19 protein-coding genes are annotated in these 17,459 nt (G+C 48.5%); 12 read left to right on the top strand and 7 right to left on the bottom strand.

Annotated features, from left to right (window positions below; all coding sequences use genetic code 11):
- Positions 1-2: 2 nt before the first annotated feature.
- The gene (locus tag EGC76_RS00410) at positions 3-1,364 is read right to left on the bottom strand and encodes a class II fumarate hydratase (RefSeq protein ID WP_128351054.1); all 1,362 of its coding nucleotides are present in this window, start codon (positions 1,362-1,364) and stop codon (positions 3-5) included.
- A 190-nt stretch (positions 1,365-1,554) separates the two neighbouring features.
- Here EGC76_RS00410 and EGC76_RS00405 point away from each other — a divergent pair, with 190 nt between their 5' ends.
- The 7 genes from EGC76_RS00405 (at position 1,555) to EGC76_RS00375 (ending at position 8,157) form a co-directional block, all read left to right on the top strand.
- The gene (locus EGC76_RS00405) at positions 1,555-2,235 is read left to right on the top strand and encodes a methylamine utilization protein (RefSeq protein WP_128351053.1); all 681 of its coding nucleotides are present in this window, start codon (positions 1,555-1,557) and stop codon (positions 2,233-2,235) included.
- Between the two features lie 43 nt (positions 2,236-2,278).
- Positions 2,279-4,537 carry a bifunctional diguanylate cyclase/phosphodiesterase gene (locus EGC76_RS00400; protein WP_164876764.1) on the top strand — a complete coding sequence of 753 codons (2,259 nt, stop codon included), beginning with the start codon at positions 2,279-2,281 and terminating at the stop codon, positions 4,535-4,537.
- The gene (locus tag EGC76_RS00395) at positions 4,534-5,385 is read left to right on the top strand and encodes a DUF3034 family protein (protein WP_128351051.1); all 852 of its coding nucleotides are present in this window, start codon (positions 4,534-4,536) and stop codon (positions 5,383-5,385) included. The genes EGC76_RS00400 and EGC76_RS00395 overlap by 4 nt, the downstream gene beginning before the upstream one ends.
- Before the next feature lie 10 nt (positions 5,386-5,395).
- Positions 5,396-5,815 (top strand): group I truncated hemoglobin, encoded by a 420-nt coding sequence (locus EGC76_RS00390; protein ID WP_128351050.1) that lies wholly within the window; start codon positions 5,396-5,398, stop codon positions 5,813-5,815.
- Positions 5,816-5,843: 28 nt separating this feature from the next.
- On the top strand, positions 5,844-7,220 hold the full coding sequence (locus EGC76_RS00385) for a YfcC family protein (protein WP_128351049.1): 1,377 nt from the start codon (positions 5,844-5,846) through the stop codon (positions 7,218-7,220).
- Positions 7,221-7,292: 72 nt separating this feature from the next.
- A complete protein-coding gene (locus tag EGC76_RS00380; protein WP_128351048.1) occupies positions 7,293-7,640 on the top strand; it encodes a rhodanese-like domain-containing protein in 348 nt (115 codons plus the stop codon).
- Positions 7,630-8,157 carry a sulfurtransferase gene (locus EGC76_RS00375; protein WP_128351047.1) on the top strand — a complete coding sequence of 176 codons (528 nt, stop codon included), beginning with the start codon at positions 7,630-7,632 and terminating at the stop codon, positions 8,155-8,157. The genes EGC76_RS00380 and EGC76_RS00375 overlap by 11 nt, the downstream gene beginning before the upstream one ends.
- 43 nt (positions 8,158-8,200) lie before the next feature.
- On the opposite strand, the gene ychF is transcribed toward EGC76_RS00375, so the two are convergent.
- The 6 genes from ychF to lolB all read right to left on the bottom strand — a co-directional run bounded on the left by ychF (position 8,201) and on the right by lolB (position 13,141).
- Positions 8,201-9,292, bottom strand: a complete 1,092-nt coding sequence (gene ychF / locus EGC76_RS00370) for a redox-regulated ATPase YchF (RefSeq protein WP_128351046.1) — start codon at positions 9,290-9,292, stop codon at positions 8,201-8,203.
- Between the two features lie 2 nt (positions 9,293-9,294).
- Positions 9,295-9,888 (bottom strand): aminoacyl-tRNA hydrolase, encoded by a 594-nt coding sequence (gene pth, locus EGC76_RS00365; RefSeq protein ID WP_128351045.1) that lies wholly within the window; start codon positions 9,886-9,888, stop codon positions 9,295-9,297.
- 6 nt (positions 9,889-9,894) lie between these two features.
- Positions 9,895-10,566 carry a 50S ribosomal protein L25/general stress protein Ctc gene (locus EGC76_RS00360; protein ID WP_128351044.1) on the bottom strand — a complete coding sequence of 224 codons (672 nt, stop codon included), beginning with the start codon at positions 10,564-10,566 and terminating at the stop codon, positions 9,895-9,897.
- Positions 10,567-10,692: 126 nt separating this feature from the next.
- A complete protein-coding gene (locus EGC76_RS00355) occupies positions 10,693-11,640 on the bottom strand; it encodes a ribose-phosphate pyrophosphokinase (protein WP_128351043.1) in 948 nt (315 codons plus the stop codon).
- Positions 11,641-11,648: 8 nt separating this feature from the next.
- The gene (ispE, locus tag EGC76_RS00350; protein ID WP_128351042.1) at positions 11,649-12,521 is read right to left on the bottom strand and encodes a 4-(cytidine 5'-diphospho)-2-C-methyl-D-erythritol kinase; all 873 of its coding nucleotides are present in this window, start codon (positions 12,519-12,521) and stop codon (positions 11,649-11,651) included.
- Positions 12,509-13,141 carry a lipoprotein insertase outer membrane protein LolB gene (lolB, locus tag EGC76_RS00345; RefSeq protein WP_128351041.1) on the bottom strand — a complete coding sequence of 211 codons (633 nt, stop codon included), beginning with the start codon at positions 13,139-13,141 and terminating at the stop codon, positions 12,509-12,511. Before lolB ends, ispE begins: the two co-directional genes overlap by 13 nt.
- A gap of 100 nt (positions 13,142-13,241) precedes the next feature.
- Here lolB and hemA point away from each other — a divergent pair, with 100 nt between their 5' ends.
- From hemA to EGC76_RS00320, 5 genes are read left to right on the top strand one after another with little or no spacing between them, the layout of a single operon-like run.
- A complete protein-coding gene (gene hemA, locus EGC76_RS00340; RefSeq protein WP_128351040.1) occupies positions 13,242-14,492 on the top strand; it encodes a glutamyl-tRNA reductase in 1,251 nt (416 codons plus the stop codon).
- A gap of 15 nt (positions 14,493-14,507) precedes the next feature.
- Positions 14,508-15,596 (top strand): peptide chain release factor 1, encoded by a 1,089-nt coding sequence (gene prfA, locus EGC76_RS00335; RefSeq protein ID WP_128351384.1) that lies wholly within the window; start codon positions 14,508-14,510, stop codon positions 15,594-15,596.
- Positions 15,593-16,456 (top strand): peptide chain release factor N(5)-glutamine methyltransferase, encoded by an 864-nt coding sequence (gene prmC, locus EGC76_RS00330; RefSeq protein ID WP_128351039.1) that lies wholly within the window; start codon positions 15,593-15,595, stop codon positions 16,454-16,456. Before prfA ends, prmC begins: the two co-directional genes overlap by 4 nt.
- Positions 16,449-17,057 (top strand): response regulator, encoded by a 609-nt coding sequence (locus EGC76_RS00325; protein ID WP_128351038.1) that lies wholly within the window; start codon positions 16,449-16,451, stop codon positions 17,055-17,057. The genes prmC and EGC76_RS00325 overlap by 8 nt, the downstream gene beginning before the upstream one ends.
- A gap of 14 nt (positions 17,058-17,071) precedes the next feature.
- Positions 17,072-17,443 (top strand): SirB2 family protein, encoded by a 372-nt coding sequence (locus tag EGC76_RS00320; RefSeq protein WP_128351037.1) that lies wholly within the window; start codon positions 17,072-17,074, stop codon positions 17,441-17,443.
- Positions 17,444-17,459: the final 16 nt, after the last annotated feature.

The raw sequence follows: 17,459 nt of genomic DNA, 5'->3' as shown, positions 1-17,459 counted from the left end.
TTCTAAATTAAATTTTTCGGATTCAACAACTGCGCCAATTCTTCTTGTGACAGGTCTGTCATCTCTGTTGCCACGTCGAGAATTGGACGTTGTTGTTGATAAGCTTGTTTGGCGATTTGGGCGGCTTTGTTGTAACCAATTTTACGGTTCAATGCAGTCACTAAAATCGGATTGCGCGCCAGCGCTTCATCAATTCGCTCGTGATTTACAGTGAAATCAGCGATGGCTTGGTCAGCCAAAGCCCGCGCTGCATTGCTGAGTAATTCGATGCTCTGTAATTGGTTGTACGCAATAACGGGCAGCATCACATTTAACTGAAAGTTGCCTTGCTGCGCACTGACTGAAATGGTTTGATGATTTCCTGCTACTTGTGCGGCGATCATTGCGACTGCTTCAGGAATCACAGGGTTAACTTTGCCGGGCATAATACTGCTGCCTGGCTGCAAAGCTTTAAGGCTTATTTCGCCAAGGCCTGCCAAGGGGCCGCTATTCATCCAACGTAAATCGTTGCTGATTTTCAGCAACACTGTCGCCAAAGCATTGAGTTGACCACTGAGTAATAAATTCACCTCTTGCCCCGAAATGCCTGCAAACGGATTCGCGGCGGCTGTAAATTGTTGTGCGGTGCGTTGACTCAAAAAATGACAGAAGCGTTCGCCGAAGTTATCGGGTGCATTAATGCCGGAGCCAATTGCGGTGCCACCTTGCGGTAATTCGGCTATCTGCGCCAAACCATCGGTTAGGGCGCGTTCAACATTGGCAACCTGGCTGGCCCACGCCGATAACTCCTGAGCCATACTCAATGGCATTGCATCCATGAGGTGGGTACGCCCAGTTTTGATGGTGTCGGTTAAGGTATCGGCTTTGGTCGCTATGGTTTGGCGTAAATGTGCTAACGCGGGCATTAAATCCGTTTTGAGCGCGATGGCACTGCTAACTAAGATAGCTGTTGGAATCACGTCGTTACTGCTTTGACTTGCGTTGACATGGTCATTCGGGTGAACCTCAACAGCATGCTCGCGCAAGGCTAAACTGGCCAGCACTTCATTCATATTCATATTGGTGCTGGTGCCAGAGCCGGTTTGAAATATATCCAGCGGAAAGGCATCGTCGGCTTTACCGTCTAATATTAATTCAACGGCTTTAGTGATCGCTTGCGCCTGTTCATTACTGATTATATCCGCTTCGGCATTTGCCGCTGCCGCTGCAGCCTTAATGTGGGCTAGAGCATGAATAAATTGGGGTGGGAAACGTAACGCGCTGAGTTGAAAGTTTTGTCGGGCGCGCTCCGTTTGTGCGCGCCACAGCGCCTGTTCGGGTACTTCAATATCACCCATGCTATCGGTTTCTATTCGTGTTGCCATGGTCTGACTCCTTTTTTGTCAGTATGGATATCGGCAATTAATACGTGCAATATGTTGATAAATATCAGTACACTCTGATCCAGCCTAAATGAGCGTCGTACTTATAATCAGGCACGTCATTTTGACATAACCTGTTGGACCGATCGCAAGCATCGATCGTCTGCCGACTCAAAGATAGCATGGGGTCAGTATGACCAAGTTTCAAATTCCTGCGGTGTTTTTTACTGCATTCATTGCAGCTTTTGCTGTTCTATGCAGCCCAACGAGTGCCGCTCAGGCGCAAGTTTCGCTAACGGTAACTGTACTGGATGCCAATGGTAAGCCGCTGCCGCACGCCATTGTGAGCGTTGCTGATGCGACAAATGAAAATTCAATAGTGACTGATGCCGTGATGGATCAAGTCGACAAACTGTTTTCGCCCTTTGTGCTTAACGTGTCGCAAGGTAGTTCAGTGAGCTTCCCTAATAGCGACAACATTCGCCATCAAGTTTACTCATTCTCACCGACCAAACCCTTCGAGCTGCCGCTGTATAGCAATCAACAAGCACCTGAACTACGCTTTGATGAGCCGGGTATTGTGGTGCTGGGGTGCAACATACACGACCACATGAAAGCCTATATTTATGTCAGTCCGCACGGTTATAGTGTGCAAACGAATGCAGCTGGGCAGGCTGAGTTACCGAACGGGGTGTCTCAGTTCCATGTTTGGTACCCAGGCTTAACCGACACCATTACTGACGAATTGGTGGTTGAGGTAGTGAACGCTGAAACGAACCTGACGGTCAATTTACCGGTACTGCCACAAGCACAAAACCCACCGCCACCATCGGCGTTACAGCAACGATTTAATCGTCGAAAAAATAATAACTAAAATGATGATAAAAAGTTTTCGGTCACGATTATTGGTAAGTTTTATGACGCTGGCAGGCGCGGTGTTAATTATCTCGCTGGTAGCAGTGTGGTTAGCCACGTCACAACAATCCGAACGTACACTGGAACGTGAACTGGAAGTAAGTGAGCGGGTGTTTGCCGAGTTGATGGACGTGCGCGCTCAACAGCTGCAACAGGCTGCGGAAGTATTAACCACCGATTTTGGTTTTCGTGAGGCGGTTGCCAGTGGCGACGAAAATACAATTATTTCTGCCTTGATTAACCATGGCGAGCGCATTGGTACCGACCTTATTGTGCTGCAGTCACCCAACGGCGAAGAAATAGCAGCAACGCACACCAGCCAACTTTTACCCAGTATCGAGAACCTTACCGCAGGCAAATCGGCCGCGCAGTTGGTGTTGGTTGACGATGAAATTTTCCAAATTGTTACGGTGCCAGTTCGCGCCCCCGATTTAATAGCTTGGGCAACGTTGGGTTTCGGTGTGGACGATGATTTCGCGGTGTTAATGCGCCAGTTAACACATGCTGATATCACTTTTATGAACCGCCAGCAGCGCAACGTATTTGCGAGTAGCCTTGATGAGGAAATACTTGCGCAGATCGAAGATCCCGCAATAGCGCTAAATACGGCATTGGATAATCTAAATTTAGCGGCCAATGTTTCGGGTTTTAATGATATTCAATATGCTCTGAGTAACGACCCAAATTTGGTCATTCTGTTCAGTACCGACGAATTTGCAGCAACCAGTGAATTTGTCACGTTGCAACAACAATACTTGGTCATTGCGTTGGCAACGCTGATATTTGCCGTCCTGTTAGCAATGATCACCGCTCGAAAAATCAACCAGCCTGTGGCAAGTTTGACCCGCGCAGCCGAGCAGCTTGGGGCCGGTGATTATAATCAACCGATTACATTGCAACGCAATGATGAATTTGGCGCTTTAGGCGCAGCGTTTGAAACCATGCGACAAGGCATTTCGCAGCGTGAGCAGCAAATTATGTATCAACTGCAGCATGACTTGTTAACCGGACTGCCCAACCGCGTTTCTTTGCGGGACTATTTATCACGAGCCATTCAGTCCAAGCAAAACGGTTACGTGGTGTTGTTAAATGTTGCGCGCTTTGGTGAAGTGAATGACCGTTTTGGTCAACAAGTTGGCGACCGATTATTGCAAATGATTTCGCAGCGCTTACGCGACAGTGCTCCCGAACAGTGGTGGATTGGTCGCTTGGCGGGCGATGAATTTGTATTAATTGGTGAAGGCCAATCGGAACCGCAAACCAAGGCGTTGCTTCGCGACGTTGAACAAACACTTTCGCAGCCTTGGTGGCTTGATGAAACCAGTTACTTACTTGAATTTCGTGCCGGCTATTTAACCTTTCCGAACATTGGCGACGACGCCGATAGTATTTTGCGCCGTGCTCAAATTTGCGCGCGCCAAGCAAAGCAACGCAATGCTTTTGCGGTGGCCTACGAACATGGCATGGACGAACAGCACTTACGTCGTTTGCAAATTGTGCAGGCACTGCCAAGCGCGGTACGCGAACAACGTTTGCAGTTGCACTACCAACCCAAGGTTAACTGCAATGACGGCCGTATATTGGGTGTGGAGGCGCTGCTGCGCTGGCGTGATGAACACCTCGGCGTGGTGCGGCCGGACGAATTCATCCCATTGGCGGAACAAACCGGTGAAATTAATCGGTTGACTCGCTGGGTTTGCACGGCGGCGTTCGATCAATTGCAGTTGTGGCATGAACAGGGACTGCAACTGGCGCTGGCCATTAACTTATCAGCATTGGATTTACAGTGGCCGGATTTGGTTAAATTTTTGCGTGAAGCTGCACAGAAGCGCGGATTATCGCCACAATCCATTACCTTAGAAGTAACGGAAAGTGCGGTGATGGTGGAGCCGGAACAAGCGATTAAACGGCTGACCCAACTGCGCGAGGCCGGTTTTAAAATTGCTATCGATGATTACGGTACGGGCTATGCTTCGTTGGCTCAGCTGAAACGTTTACCGGTTGATGAACTGAAACTGGACCGTTCTTTCATACAAGATATTGCCAACAGTCATGCCGACTTAACCATTGTGCGCTCAACCTTGGCGCTGGCGCATGAATTGCAATTAACCACGGTTGCCGAGGGCATCGAAGAGGAATCCGCATGGCAGATTCTGCAGCAGTTGGGGTGTGATACGGTACAAGGCTATTATTTTAGTCGACCATTAGCAGCGACCCAGTTCGAACAGTGGCTGCGCGATTATCAAGGAGTTTCACCATGAGCCTTAGCAGAATGCTGGTCAAGTCGTTTACGCTAACCATAGCGGTAATTGCATCTGGCCCCGCAGCTGCAGACTTTGGCAAGCTATTGGCAACTGGCGGGTTAACCAGTGTGGAGGGCAGTGGGGGTGGCGGTTTAGTGCCTTGGGCGACGCTTTCTAGTTATGCCGAAGAGGGGCAGTGGGGCGGAACTGTTGCTTACAATTATGCCAACGTTGAAGACTATGAACTCGGTGTCAGTGCACTCACGTTAAACTACGACAATCGCTGGGAATTCAGTTATGCCCGGCAACAGTTTGATTTGGTGAGTTTGGGCGGTGAACTTAAACAAGATATCTACGGGGTTAAATATCATCTTTATGGCGACTTGGTTTATGGCCAAGAACCGCAACTGAGTATTGGCTTGCAGCACAAACGCAATAAAACTTTCGCGTTACCAGAAGCTGTTGGTGCGCGCGATGACAGCGGCACTGATGTGTACTTCAGCGCAGCCAAAGCTTGGTTGGATGGGCCGTGGCATAGAACCTGGCTGGTTAATTTGACGTTGCGGGCTACCAAAGCCAATGAAATGGGGCTGCTAGGCTTTGGTGGTGATCGCAACGACAGTTATAAACTACAAGCGGAAGCTTCCGTGGGTATGTTTGTGAATCGCCATTGGATTGTGGGCGTGGAGTACCGCCAAAAACCGAGTAACCTTAGCTTCGCCGAAGAGCATGATTGGCATGATGTGTTTATCGGGTGGTTTCCGAATAAGCGGGTTGCGGTAGCCTTGGCTTACACCAATTTGAAGTCGATTGCCGGTGCTGATAACCAGACCGGTATGTACGGCAGTATTCAAGTCACATTCTAAGGGGCGCATCATGATGTTACGAACAGCAATACTGGCTCTTGGATTGTTAATGACGCCGCTGGCACAGGCGGACAAGGGCTCGCTGTATCAAGAATTGGGTGAATATGAAGGCATCAGCAAATTAATGGAGACCTTCATACTCGAAATTGCTGAAGACGACCGTATTATTCATCACTTCGAAAATGTCGATATTGATCGCTTCCATAAAATGCTGACCGAGCACATCTGTGAATTAAGTGCAGGGCCTTGCGAATACACCGGTAAGCCGATGCCAGAAGTACACCTTGGAATGAATATTACCCGCGCGGAATTTAATGCGCTGGTGGAAGATTTGATACAGGCCATGGAATCCGAACAGATACCTGTTAGCGCACAAAACAGATTACTTGCTATACTCGCTGCAATGCATAAGGAAGTGATTCATTTATAACAATTAAAGAGAGTAGGTTAGTTCTCCCATGATAAAAATAAAAATACCGCACACCTTAGTTCTCATGATGTACATGATGGTTGCCGCACTGGTGCTGACTTGGGTTATTCCAGCTGGAGAATTTGAACGCAGCGTAAATGACATTGGGCAAACGGTAGTGCAGCCTGGCACCTATAGCGTGCTAGCAGAGCAACCCATACTGTCGCCCCTGACACTGTTTACTGTTATTCCACAAGCACTGGGTGATGCGCAAGGCGTGATTTTCTTTGTCTTGTTGATAGGCGGTGTTATGGGCATCTTGCGCGCGACAGGAATGCTTGATGCGGTGATTGGCTTGCTCCTGAAAAAGTTTGCAGATAAAACCGGTTGGCTCATTTTGGGCGGTATGCTGACCTTCGGTATTTTTTCGGCCTTGATTGGGGTAGCCGAAGAATATCTCATATTTGTAGCCATGCTGGTGGCATTGTGCCGCGCATTAAAGCTCGATGGCATCACCGCTATGGGAATTTTAATTGTTGGCTATGGCATTGGTTACGGCTTGTCATTGTTCAACCCGTTTACGCTGTTAATCGCACAAGCCATTGCTGAAGTACCGCCAGCTTCTGGCTTATGGTATCGCCTTGCACTGTGGCCGGTGTTATTCGCCATTGGTTTTCACCATGTGTACCGCTATGCGAAGCGTGTGGCTGCAGACCCAAATAATTCGCTACTGGCTGATATAACTCCTGCTAAAAGCACTGATGCCGAGGACTACCCAGCACTTACAGGACGCCATAAAATTATTTTGATGGGCTTCGTCGTGGTGCTTGGGCTATTGGTGTGGGGCATCAAAGAACACGGTTGGTACCTTGTTGAACTCAGTGCACTGTTTCTTGGGTTTGGTTTATTTGCGGCTTTGGTCGCACACATGGGTGCCAACGATGCGGCCAATAAGTTTATTGAAGGGGCCGCGGAGCTAACTGCAACTGCGCTACTGATTGGTTTCGCGCGCTCAATTGCAATGATTATGGAGCATGGGCAAGTACTCGACACCGTTATTTACTATCTGGCAATGCCAGTTGAGGCTTTTGGTGCGCATTTTGGTGCGGTTAGCATGTTAATTATCCAGAGCTTGTTGAACCTGTTTATTCCGTCGGGCAGTGGTCAGGCGTTTGTGACCATGCCGATTATGGTTCCGATTGCAGACACCGCCGGTATTGGTCGCCAAATAGCTGTGTTAGCGTTTCAAATGGGCGACGGCTTGATGAATATGATTGTACCCACCAACCCAGTGTTGATGGGCATATTAGGCTTAGCAGGTGTGCCTTACGAACGTTGGTTTAAGTTTGTAGCGCCGCTGATGCTGAAGCTTATTTTTGCTTGTGCGATAGCGATGTTGATTGCGGTTTCTATTGGTTATCAATGATTGATAGCTGTAGATTCCCGCACGGCAATTAAGCTCTAAGTAAACAACCTTTAGCAAATGGAATGATAAGGTATGAGTACGTCAGATAAATCGTGTCTAGTAACAACCAAGTGGTTGGCTGAACATAAATCGCAACCTAATTTGCATGTGCTTGATGCAAGCATGAAAAAAGTTGCGGGGCGTACTCCCCTTGAATACAACGAACTCACTGTCATACCAAATTCGCTGGACATGGCTTTAGAGAAAAATTTTACAGATACCAGCACGAGTTTGCCGAATACATTTCCGACGGCTGAGCAGGTTACTTTAGCAACACAAACTTTAGGCATTAATAAAGACGACACCTTGGTGCTTTACGATAATCAGGGTATTTACTCGTCGCCGCGCGCTTGGGTTGATCTTCAAATCGATGGGCTTTAAACAGGTTTATATTTTGGACGGTGGATTACCGCAATGGCTTGCGGACAGCTATCCTGCGGATACCGAACATGCACGGCCGAAATCGGCCCGTGGAAACTTTGTCGCAAAGTTTGAGAAAGAATGGTTGGTTACGGCCAAACAAGTTTTAGCAGCAACGCAAAGCGGGGCTAGCAGCATTATCGATGCACGTTCACGCGAGCGTTATTTGGGCCAAAAAGAAGAGCCGCACAAAGGAATGCGCAGTGGTCATATTCGTGGGTCGTTTAATCTACCATTTCTTGATGTGCTGGATGACAACAGATTTAAAAAGTCGGCGGAGCTCGAAGATATGTTTGTGTCGCTCGTTGGCCCAAAATCCCCACATTTGGTTTTAACCTGTGGTTCAGGTATTACTGCGTGTATTTTGTTGGTTGCGGCGCGCATTGCGGGCTTCAGTGAAGTGCAGCTTTATGATGGATCATGGTCCGAATGGGGCGCTAATCCGCAGCTCCCCATCGACCCAATATCTAATATCTAATATCTAATATCTAATATCTAATATCTAATATCGCTCTTGCTCTTTAAACGTTAAACCGGAACAAGATTACATCACCGTCTTTCACAATGTATTCTTTGCCTTCTTCACGACGCTTACCAGCTTCTTTCGCACCTTGTTCGCCTTTGTGCGTAATGTAGTCGTCATAACCAACAACCACAGCACGAATAAAGCCTTTTTCAAAGTCGGTGTGAATCTTGCCAGCTGCCTGTGGTGCGGTAGCGCCAACAGGAATGGTCCATGCGCGCACTTCCTTCACCCCAGCGGTAAAGTAAGTTTGCAAGTTAAGCAACTGATAGCCGCCGCGAATAACGCGATTTAAACCTGGCTCTGTTAGCCCTAAGTCAGCCATAAATTCAGCTTTCTCTTCGTCATCAAGTTCAGCGATTTCAGATTCGATTTCGGCACAAACTGGAACCACAATAGCGTTTTCGGTGGCTGCAATGGCGCGTACTTTGTCGAGGTAAGGGTTGTTTTCAAAGCCGTCGTCATTCACGTTAGCGATGTACATGGTCGGTTTCATCGTTAACAGGTTGTAGCTGCGAATAGTGGCTTTTTCATCATCACTAAGGGCAACTGAACGGGCCATTTCGCCGTTCTCGAGTGCGGGCAATAGTTTTTGTAGTACCGCAATTTCAGCAGCAGCTTGTTTGTCGCCGCCTTTCGCCTTTTTACCTTGACGATGGATCGCTTTTTCGACGCTATCCAAGTCAGCCAACGCCAACTCTGTGTTGATAACTTCAATGTCTTCAGCGGGGTCAACTTTACCGGCAACGTGCACAATGTTGTCATTTTCAAAACAACGCACAACGTGACCAATCGCATCCGTTTCACGAATGTTGGCAAGAAATTGGTTACCGAGGCCTTCACCTTTAGACGCGCCTTTAACCAAGCCAGCAATGTCGACAAACTCCATGGTGGTTGGTACTACACGTTGCGGGTTAACAATGGCGGCCAGTTCATCTAAACGCGGATCAGGCACTGCAACCACGCCAGTATTTGGCTCAATGGTACAGAAAGGAAAGTTAGCTGCTTCAATACCAGCTTTGGTCAGCGCGTTAAACAGCGTTGATTTACCTACGTTCGGCAAGCCGACGATACCACACTTGAATCCCATGCTTATTTCTCTCTCTGTGCTTTAAAACTGTGTAAATGCTGTTGTGCCGCGCGCATATCTTGTTGCAACAAGATATCAATGCTGCGGCAGGCTTCCGTAATGGTATCGTCCATCAATAGTTGGTCAGCTTGTGATGCTTTTCCCAACACCCATCCGGTTACTTTACTTTTATCACCAGGATGACCGATACCAATACGTAAGCGATGAAAATCATGGCTACCTAAGCGAGCCACAATGTCTTTAATGCCGTTATGTCCGCCTGTACCGCCGCCCGTTTTGAATTTAGCAACGCCAGGAGGCAAGTCTAACTCGTCATAAGCGACCAAGATTTCTTCGGGTGCAATTTTATAAAAATTTGCAAGGCTGGCTACTGCGTTACCACTGCGATTCATAAATTGCATTGGCTGTAAAACGCGCAAGTCCATGCCGCCTTTTTGAATACGGGTGCTATTGCCAAAGAATTTGGTGTCAGGCTGGAGTGTATGGCCGTGCATACGAGCGTACTGCTCGACTAGCCAGAAGCCTGCATTGTGACGTGTTTGGGAGTATTCGGGGCCTGGATTACCCAGGCCCACGAGTAAGCGAATTGTCGACATAAGACCTTATTCAGCGTCTTTGTCTTCTTCTTTCGCTTCTTTAGCAGTAGGAACTTCAGCTGATACTTCTTCAGTTTCTTCCGCTTCTTTTTCTACACGTGGCGCAGTGATTGAAACAACTGCTTGGTCGTGATCTTCGCCTTTAGTTAACTCAACCAGCTCAACACCTTTTGGCATGTTCAGGTCGGTTAAGTGCAAGGTTTCGCCTAATTTCAAGTTCGCGATATCAACTTCAACGAACTCAGGCAGATCTTTTGGCAAGCAAGAGATTTCTAAATCTGCAACGTGGTGAACAACAACACCACCTTCTTCTTTCACGCCAACAGCTGTCGCTTCGTTGGTGAAGTGAACAGGTACGTGAGTGTGCAGTTTCTGACCTTTAACAACACGTTGGAAATCCAAGTGAGTCAATTTAGGCTTGTACGGGTGACGTTGAACGTCTTTCAAGATAGTTTCGTGCTTCTTGCCGTCGATAACCAAAGTCAGAATGTGTGAGTAGAATGCTTCGTAGTCAGCCATGTTGTTCACTTTGTTGTGATCCAACGTGATTGAAATCGCTTCTTTATCAGCACCGTATAAAATTGCAGGCAGTTTTTCCGCACGACGCAGGCGGCGGCTCGCACCTTTCCCTGTATCCGTACGCAATTCTGCTTGGATAGTAAAATCGATAGTTGACATATGGAGTGTCTCCGTTAAATAAAAATAAGCCGGATATTCGCGACCAAATACCCGACAAGTTCCTCAAAAATATGTCTTGCTTATTCGAGGGCGCGGAATATTACCACTGAAGCCCTCGAAATTCAATCAATACTCGAACATCGCTGAGATAGATTCTTCGTTACTGACGCGGCGCAGCGCTTCAGACAACATGCCGCTTAAGGTCAATTGATGAACCTTATCCAGGCTCTTCATTTCTTCACTAAGCGGGATACTGTCAGTGACAATGACACGGTCAATTTGCGAGTCGCGAATGTTCTCAAACGCGTTGCCCGAAAAAACTGGGTGCGTGGCGTAAGCAAATACGCGGCGTGCACCGTTCTTTTTCAGTGCATCTGCGGCTTTGCACAAGGTGCCGCCGGTATCAATCATGTCATCAACAATGATGCAGTCGCGGTCTTGAATGTCACCAATGATATGCATTACTTGCGACTCGTTAGCGCGTGGACGGCGTTTATCGATGATTGCTAAGTCGATGTCATTCAGTAATTTTGCGATGGCGCGTGCGCGTACAACACCGCCAATATCCGGTGAAACCACCACAGGATTATGGAATTCTTGCTGGCGTAGATGTTCCATTAACACCGGGCTACCAAACACGTTGTCTACTGGCACATCGAAAAAGCCTTGAATTTGTTCGGCATGCAGGTCGACAGTTAATACCCGATCAACGCCAACGCTAGATAAAAAGTCAGCAACTACCTTTGAAGTAATTGGCACTCGCGCAGAACGTACGCGGCGATCCTGGCGTGCATAACCGAAATATGGAATGACAGCCGTGATGCGGCCAGCAGAAGCGCGGCGTAGCGCATCGACCATAACTACCAACTCCATGAGGTTGTCGTTGGTTGGTGCACAGGTAGATTGAATAATAAAGACGTCCGAACCACGAACATTTTCGTTGATCATAACGCTGATTTCACCGTCACTAAAACGGCCAACATCGGCGTCACCGAGTTTAATAAATAGGCGGTCGGCAATTTTTTTGGCGAGTTCTGGCGTCGCATTGCCAGCAAAGAGCTTCATGTCAGGCACACTAAACCTCAATCTTGGTTGGTTAGGTTCACAGTTGAAGCCTGCCGCAATTGCTGGCAGACCGGGTTTTCATTGAGGCCTCGCGCGACAAATCCTGTCCACTGTGCAGGCATCCTTTGCAACGCAGCACGGGCATCTAATTCGTTTTCGAAGTGACCGAAAAGGCATGCACCGGTGCCGGTCAATCGAGAAGGCGCGTATTCTACCAACCAGTCGAGGGCCTTGGCAACTTCTGGGTAAAGTTTACGAACCAGAACTTCGCAGTCATTGCTGGTGTTTGCCCAACTCCAGTTCGGCCATTGCAGTGGTGCGTGGTTACGAATTAAGTCTGGGTGCTTAAAAATACTTGGCGTACTAATTTGCACACCCGGATGAATAATCAGGTACCACGGGCAGGGTGGGGTGGCCGGTGTTAATTGTTCGCCAACGCCTTCGGCAAAAGCTGCATGGCCGCGCAAAAATACTGGAACATCGGCACCAAGTTGTAGGCCGATCTGCTCGAGCTGGCGATCAGGAATTGGTAATTGCCAGAGATGTCGCAGCGCCAATAATGTGGTGGCAGCGTCGGAAGACCCGCCGCCTAAGCCACCGCCAAAGGGCAGCTTCTTATCGATATGAATGTGAATACCGGATAACTGACCGTGCGCTTGCTCGTGAAGCAACTGAGCAGCCTGTACCACTAAATTGGCAGGGCTCTCCAATGCAGGTTCGGAACAACTGAGCGTGATTTGACCGCTTGAATTTAATTGAAAAGTCAGTTCATCGCCGTAGTCGACAAACTGAAACAGGGTTTGCAAATTATGGTAACCGTCGGTGCGTTGCCCAACAATGTGCAGAAATAAATTGAGTTTAGCGACCGCGGGTAAGGTTAAAAGCTCCATGCAGACACCTTGAGTTTGAGGCGCCACGCGTCGGTTGTTAAATCAATACTATGTGGCATAAAGGTGCCATCAACCATCGTGTATTCCCGCAGTTGCGCGCGCCACAGTTGGTCGGCGGCAATCATGACAAAATCTGATAGCAACGCCAGTTGCTGTTGGTCCTGTCGGCGCAACTGATAGTGGGTGTCAATCATGCCCGGCAACTGTTTGCCCATAACAATGGAGTTAATCACCGTTATGGGTAGATCCATTTGAAAATACTCTAACAGCAACTGTTCAGCTGATTCGGCCTGGTATTCTTTGCCGTCTTCGTCGGTAAGTACCGCTAAACCATCTTGTTGGTGCAAGCGAGCTAAGGTGCCACGCAACGGATGAGAAAACCGCATAGTAAGGGTTGATGCACTTGAAAACCAATCAACATAAACCCCATGACGGTTGTCCTCACGCAAGTCGAATAAAGCCATTTGTCCTTTTAGTCGCCACTGGTCCCGTTGTTCCAACTGCTGTTGTTGTGCCGCAACTGCGCGGTCATCAACGTCGCTGTGGGTGACCGGTTCAGGCACTGTGCTACAGGCAGCTAACCAACCGCTTGTGAGTACTACTAATAGAAGACGTTTCATTCGCTAAGCTATCCCTGTTCGTGTGCTTTTCATCATGCGGGCTTTCACGTACAATTGCCAGCGTTTAGCAGTAGCCAGAGGCTCGCAATTTTTTGCTATTATGACCATTTTCGCACTCGGTGTTAACCATAAAACAGCTTCCGTAGCATTACGGGAGCAAGTCGCCTTTTCGCCTGAGCAGTTGCACCAGGCGTTGCCAGCGTTGCGTGAGCAAACGGGCGTGGCCGAAGCAGTCATTCTGTCAACCTGTAACCGCACTGAGCTGTATTGCCAAGGCGCAACCTCAATCGACATGTTGGTTGGTTGGCTGGCGGGCTACCATCGCTTACCGCTGGAGCAATTACGCGAGCACTGCTACATCTACGAAGACAATGCAGCCATTGAGCATTTAATGGCCGTGGCCAGCGGCTTGGATTCGTTGGTGTTGGGTGAGCCGCAAATTTTAGGGCAAGTGAAGCAGGCGTATCAATTCGCACGCAATCAAGCCAGTGTCGGCACCGTGCTCGAACGTTTGTTTCAAAGCACCTTTCGCGTGGCAAAAACCGTGCGCAATGAAACCAAAGTGGGTGAAAATGCGGTTTCTGTGGCTTACGCGGCAGTGAATCTTGCGCGTCAAATCTTTTCGGAACTACCGCAATCCAGTGTGCTATTAGTTGGTGCGGGCGACACTGCCGAATTGGTGGCGCAGCATTTAACTGAACATGGCGTGAAGCAACTGATGGTTGCCAACAGAACACTGGCGCGAGCGAGTGCTGTGGCAGATAAATTTGACGGGCAAGCCCACACCTTGGGGGAATTGCCTGAACTGTTACCGCAAGCTGATATTGTGATTAGTTCTACCGCCAGCCCATTGCCAATTATCGGTAAGGGTTTGATTGAATCCGCGTTAAAAGCACGTCGGCGACAGCCTATGTTGTTAATTGATTTAGCGGTGCCGCGTGATATCGAAGAACAAGTTAACGAACTCAATGATGCGTACTTGTACACGGTTGATGACTTGCAAGGCATTATCACTGAGAACCTTCGCAACCGCGAAGAAGCCGCAGCAGAAGCCAAAGTTATCATCAGTGAGCACAGCCAAGCGTTTACCGCGTGGCTGCGACAGTTAGACCATGTTGATGTAATTCGTGACTTTCGCCAACGCACTCAGCACATGAGTAATGAGCAGGTACAACGTGCTCGCAATCAACTTGCTGCGGGGAAAGCTCCGGAAGACGTCATTAATGAATTGGCGCAACGACTGACCAAACAATTTTTACATCAGCCAACGCAAATGATGCGTGAAGCTGGGGCTGCCGGTGATTACGAAACCTTGGCGGTATTCCAACGATTAATAGCAGATGACGAGTAAGGTCCTCACCGCATGATGAATCCTTCGATTATTCGAAAATTAGAAGCTTTATTAGAACGTTATGAAGAAGTTCAGCACTTATTGAGTGACCCTGGTGTAATTGGCGATCAAGATAAGTTTCGTGGGTTGTCGCGCGAGTATTCGCAACTCGAAGAACTGGTGAAGTGTTTTACCAGCTATCAGCAGGCGCAGGCTGACGAAGCGGCTGCTAACGAAATGATGCAAGAAGACGACGCTGAAATGCGCGAAATGGCTAAAGCAGAATTAGACGAAGCGCAAGCGAAGCAAGAACAACTTGAGCAAGAACTGCAGATTCTATTGCTGCCGAAAGATCCAAACGATGACCGCCCGTGTTATCTGGAAATACGCGCCGGTGCGGGTGGCGATGAAGCCGCCATTTTTGCTGGCGATTTATTCCGCATGTATAGCCGCTACGGCGAACAACATGGCTGGAAGGTTAGCATTGTCAGCGCAAGTGAAGGTGAGCATGGTGGCTACAAAGAAGTCATTGCCCACGTGTCTGGTGATGGCGCTTACGGACGATTAAAATTTGAATCGGGTGGCCACCGTGTACAACGGGTACCAGAAACCGAGTCGCAAGGGCGTGTGCATACATCAGCCTGCACCGTGGCCGTATTGCCTGAGATACCCGAAGCAGAAGCAATTGAAATAAACCCGGCTGATTTGCGAGTTGATACCTATCGCGCATCCGGAGCCGGTGGTCAGCACGTTAACCGAACTGATTCCGCAATTCGAATTACTCACATTCCGACCGGTTTTGTGGTGGAGTGCCAAGACGAACGCTCTCAGCATAAGAACCGCGCCAAGGCGATGTCTGTATTGCAGGCCCGTATTCAACAAGCGGAAGACGAAAAGCGTCGGTTAGAAGAACAAACAACGCGCCGCAGTTTAGTCGGTAGTGGTGATCGTTCGGAGCGAATTCGCACGTATAATTACCCACAGGGCCGCGTCAGCGATCATCGCATCAATTTAACGTTATATCGCTTGGACGAAGTGCTTGCCGGTTCGCTTGATTTAATTCTGGATGCGATTGTGCAAGAGCATCAGGCCGACTTATTGGCAGCGCTGTCAGAGAATCAATGATCACCTTGCAACAGCCGGTTAGCATAGCTGATGCACTCGCGACCGCTACCCGAGCACTCAGCCACAGCGAGTCTGCTAAGCTAGATGCCGAAGTGTTGCTTGCGTTTTGCCTGCAGCGTGAACGTATTTATTTATATACATGGCCGGAACGTCAGTTAAATGCTGAACAAACACAGCAGTTTGAACAGCTGTTGGCTAAGCGCCAACAGGGAACGCCGGTGGCCCATTTGGTGGGCGAGCGCGAGTTCTGGTCGCTGCCATTGCGCGTGAACGATAGCACCTTAATTCCTAGACCAGACACTGAAATTTTAGTGGAACAGACCTTAGCACTGGGCCTTGCGGATGACGCACAAGTACTCGATCTCGGAACCGGTACGGGCGCAATAGCGCTGGCCTTGAAATCGAGCAAGCCACAGTGGCGCATCACAGCGGTGGACAAATCACCTGCCGCGGTTGAACTTGCGCGAAGCAATGCGAGTGCCTTGCAGTTGTCAATAAACTGCCAAATAAGCGATTGGTTCAGTGGCTTGCCGGCAAATGATAAATTTGATGCGATTGTTTCTAATCCGCCCTATATCGATGCTGGCGACCCGCATTTACAACAAGGCGACGTGCGTTTTGAGCCACGCAGTGCACTGGTGGCTGACAACCAAGGCCTCGCAGACATTGAACACATTATTAGTCAGGCGGGAAGATTTTTACGTGCCGATGGCTGGTTGTTGGTAGAACATGGATGGAATCAAGCGGCAGCAGTTCGCGGCTTAATGGCATCGTACAAGTTCGAAGCCGTTAACAGTATGCGCGATTATGCTAATCTTGAACGCATAACGGTGGGGCAATGGAGAGCAACTGATGGATAACAATTTTATCTTTGCCGACGAACATGACAGCGATGATGAAACGCGGGATCAAACTACCGAAGCAGGTTGGAAGATCTTAATCGTTGATGATGAACGCGAAGTGCACGCGGTTACTCGATTGGCGTTAATGGATTTGGTGTTTGAAGGCCGTGGGTTGAATTTTCTCAGCGCCTATTCGCGTCAAGAAGCACAGCAAATGGTTGATGAAAATCCAGACATCGCCATAGTTTTGCTCGACGTGGTGATGGACACCGATGATGCCGGCTTACAGGTGGCGCGCTATATTCGCGAAACCGCTGGCAACCGCACCAGCCGTATTGTGTTGCGTACTGGCCAACCCGGTCAAGCACCGGAGCGCTCAGTGGTCATCAATTATGATATTAATGATTACAAAGCGAAGACTGAGCTTACCGCGCAGAAATTATTTACTTGTGTGATGTCGTCGTTGCGGTCATATCGCGATATTATCCGGGTTGCTGATCAGCGTGATGCGCTGGAACATGAATTAAGCTTTTACCAGAATTGGTTGTTAGAACACCAACCTCAGTTGCGTCAGCAAATTGCTGCCGCGTATCAACGTTTAACCGATAATAACGATTAAAAAGGACGTTTTTGATGTCATTTGTAGCCTTAAAACACCTCCATGTCACTTTTGTAGCCATAAGTGTGGTATTATTCATGCTTCGATTTTTTTGGGTGAGCATTGGTGCCAACATTAGTCGCCAAAAGTGGGTGAAAATAGTCCCACACATCATTGATACCGGCTTGTTGCTGACTATTGTGGGTATGCTCATTCATTGGCAAATGTGGCCTTGGGAAACTCCATGGTTGATCAATAAAGTTATCGGCTTAGTCGGCTATATTTTGTTTGGTCTTGTGGCAATGAAAGCCAGTGTGAGTTGGTTACGTTATGTCGGCTTTATTGGCGCGTTAAGCTGGATTATGTTCCTGCTGCACATCGCGTTCAGTAAGCAAGCACTTATTTAAAGCAAAAGCGTTATTA

Source organism: Pseudidiomarina gelatinasegens (assembly GCF_004025325.1).
GTDB lineage: Bacteria > Pseudomonadota > Gammaproteobacteria > Enterobacterales > Alteromonadaceae > Pseudidiomarina > Pseudidiomarina gelatinasegens.
Note: the sequence above shows the minus strand (reverse complement) of the source record. Positions and strands in the feature narration are given on the sequence as shown.

What these genes read in the sequence shown, in the direction of transcription:
- EGC76_RS00390 (WP_128351050.1), top strand. Translation starts at nt 5,396, where the DNA reads ATGATGTTACGAACAGCAATACTGGCTCTTGGATTGTTAATGACGCCG.
- prmC (WP_128351039.1), top strand. Translation starts at nt 15,593, where the DNA reads ATGATCACCTTGCAACAGCCGGTTAGCATAGCTGATGCACTCGCGACC.
- EGC76_RS00410 (WP_128351054.1), bottom strand. Translation starts at nt 1,364, where the DNA reads ATGGCAACACGAATAGAAACCGATAGCATGGGTGATATTGAAGTACCC.
- hemA (WP_128351040.1), top strand. Translation starts at nt 13,242, where the DNA reads ATGACCATTTTCGCACTCGGTGTTAACCATAAAACAGCTTCCGTAGCA.
- EGC76_RS00380 (WP_128351048.1), top strand. Translation starts at nt 7,293, where the DNA reads ATGAGTACGTCAGATAAATCGTGTCTAGTAACAACCAAGTGGTTGGCT.
- EGC76_RS00375 (WP_128351047.1), top strand. Translation starts at nt 7,630, where the DNA reads ATGGGCTTTAAACAGGTTTATATTTTGGACGGTGGATTACCGCAATGG.
- EGC76_RS00385 (WP_128351049.1), top strand. Translation starts at nt 5,844, where the DNA reads ATGATAAAAATAAAAATACCGCACACCTTAGTTCTCATGATGTACATG.
- EGC76_RS00325 (WP_128351038.1), top strand. Translation starts at nt 16,449, where the DNA reads ATGGATAACAATTTTATCTTTGCCGACGAACATGACAGCGATGATGAA.
- ispE (WP_128351042.1), bottom strand. Translation starts at nt 12,521, where the DNA reads ATGGAGCTTTTAACCTTACCCGCGGTCGCTAAACTCAATTTATTTCTG.
- EGC76_RS00405 (WP_128351053.1), top strand. Translation starts at nt 1,555, where the DNA reads ATGACCAAGTTTCAAATTCCTGCGGTGTTTTTTACTGCATTCATTGCA.
- lolB (WP_128351041.1), bottom strand. Translation starts at nt 13,141, where the DNA reads ATGAAACGTCTTCTATTAGTAGTACTCACAAGCGGTTGGTTAGCTGCC.
- EGC76_RS00395 (WP_128351051.1), top strand. Translation starts at nt 4,534, where the DNA reads ATGAGCCTTAGCAGAATGCTGGTCAAGTCGTTTACGCTAACCATAGCG.
- EGC76_RS00320 (WP_128351037.1), top strand. Translation starts at nt 17,072, where the DNA reads ATGTCATTTGTAGCCTTAAAACACCTCCATGTCACTTTTGTAGCCATA.
- ychF (WP_128351046.1), bottom strand. Translation starts at nt 9,292, where the DNA reads ATGGGATTCAAGTGTGGTATCGTCGGCTTGCCGAACGTAGGTAAATCA.
- EGC76_RS00400 (WP_164876764.1), top strand. Translation starts at nt 2,279, where the DNA reads ATGACGCTGGCAGGCGCGGTGTTAATTATCTCGCTGGTAGCAGTGTGG.
- prfA (WP_128351384.1), top strand. Translation starts at nt 14,508, where the DNA reads ATGAATCCTTCGATTATTCGAAAATTAGAAGCTTTATTAGAACGTTAT.
- EGC76_RS00360 (WP_128351044.1), bottom strand. Translation starts at nt 10,566, where the DNA reads ATGTCAACTATCGATTTTACTATCCAAGCAGAATTGCGTACGGATACA.
- pth (WP_128351045.1), bottom strand. Translation starts at nt 9,888, where the DNA reads ATGTCGACAATTCGCTTACTCGTGGGCCTGGGTAATCCAGGCCCCGAA.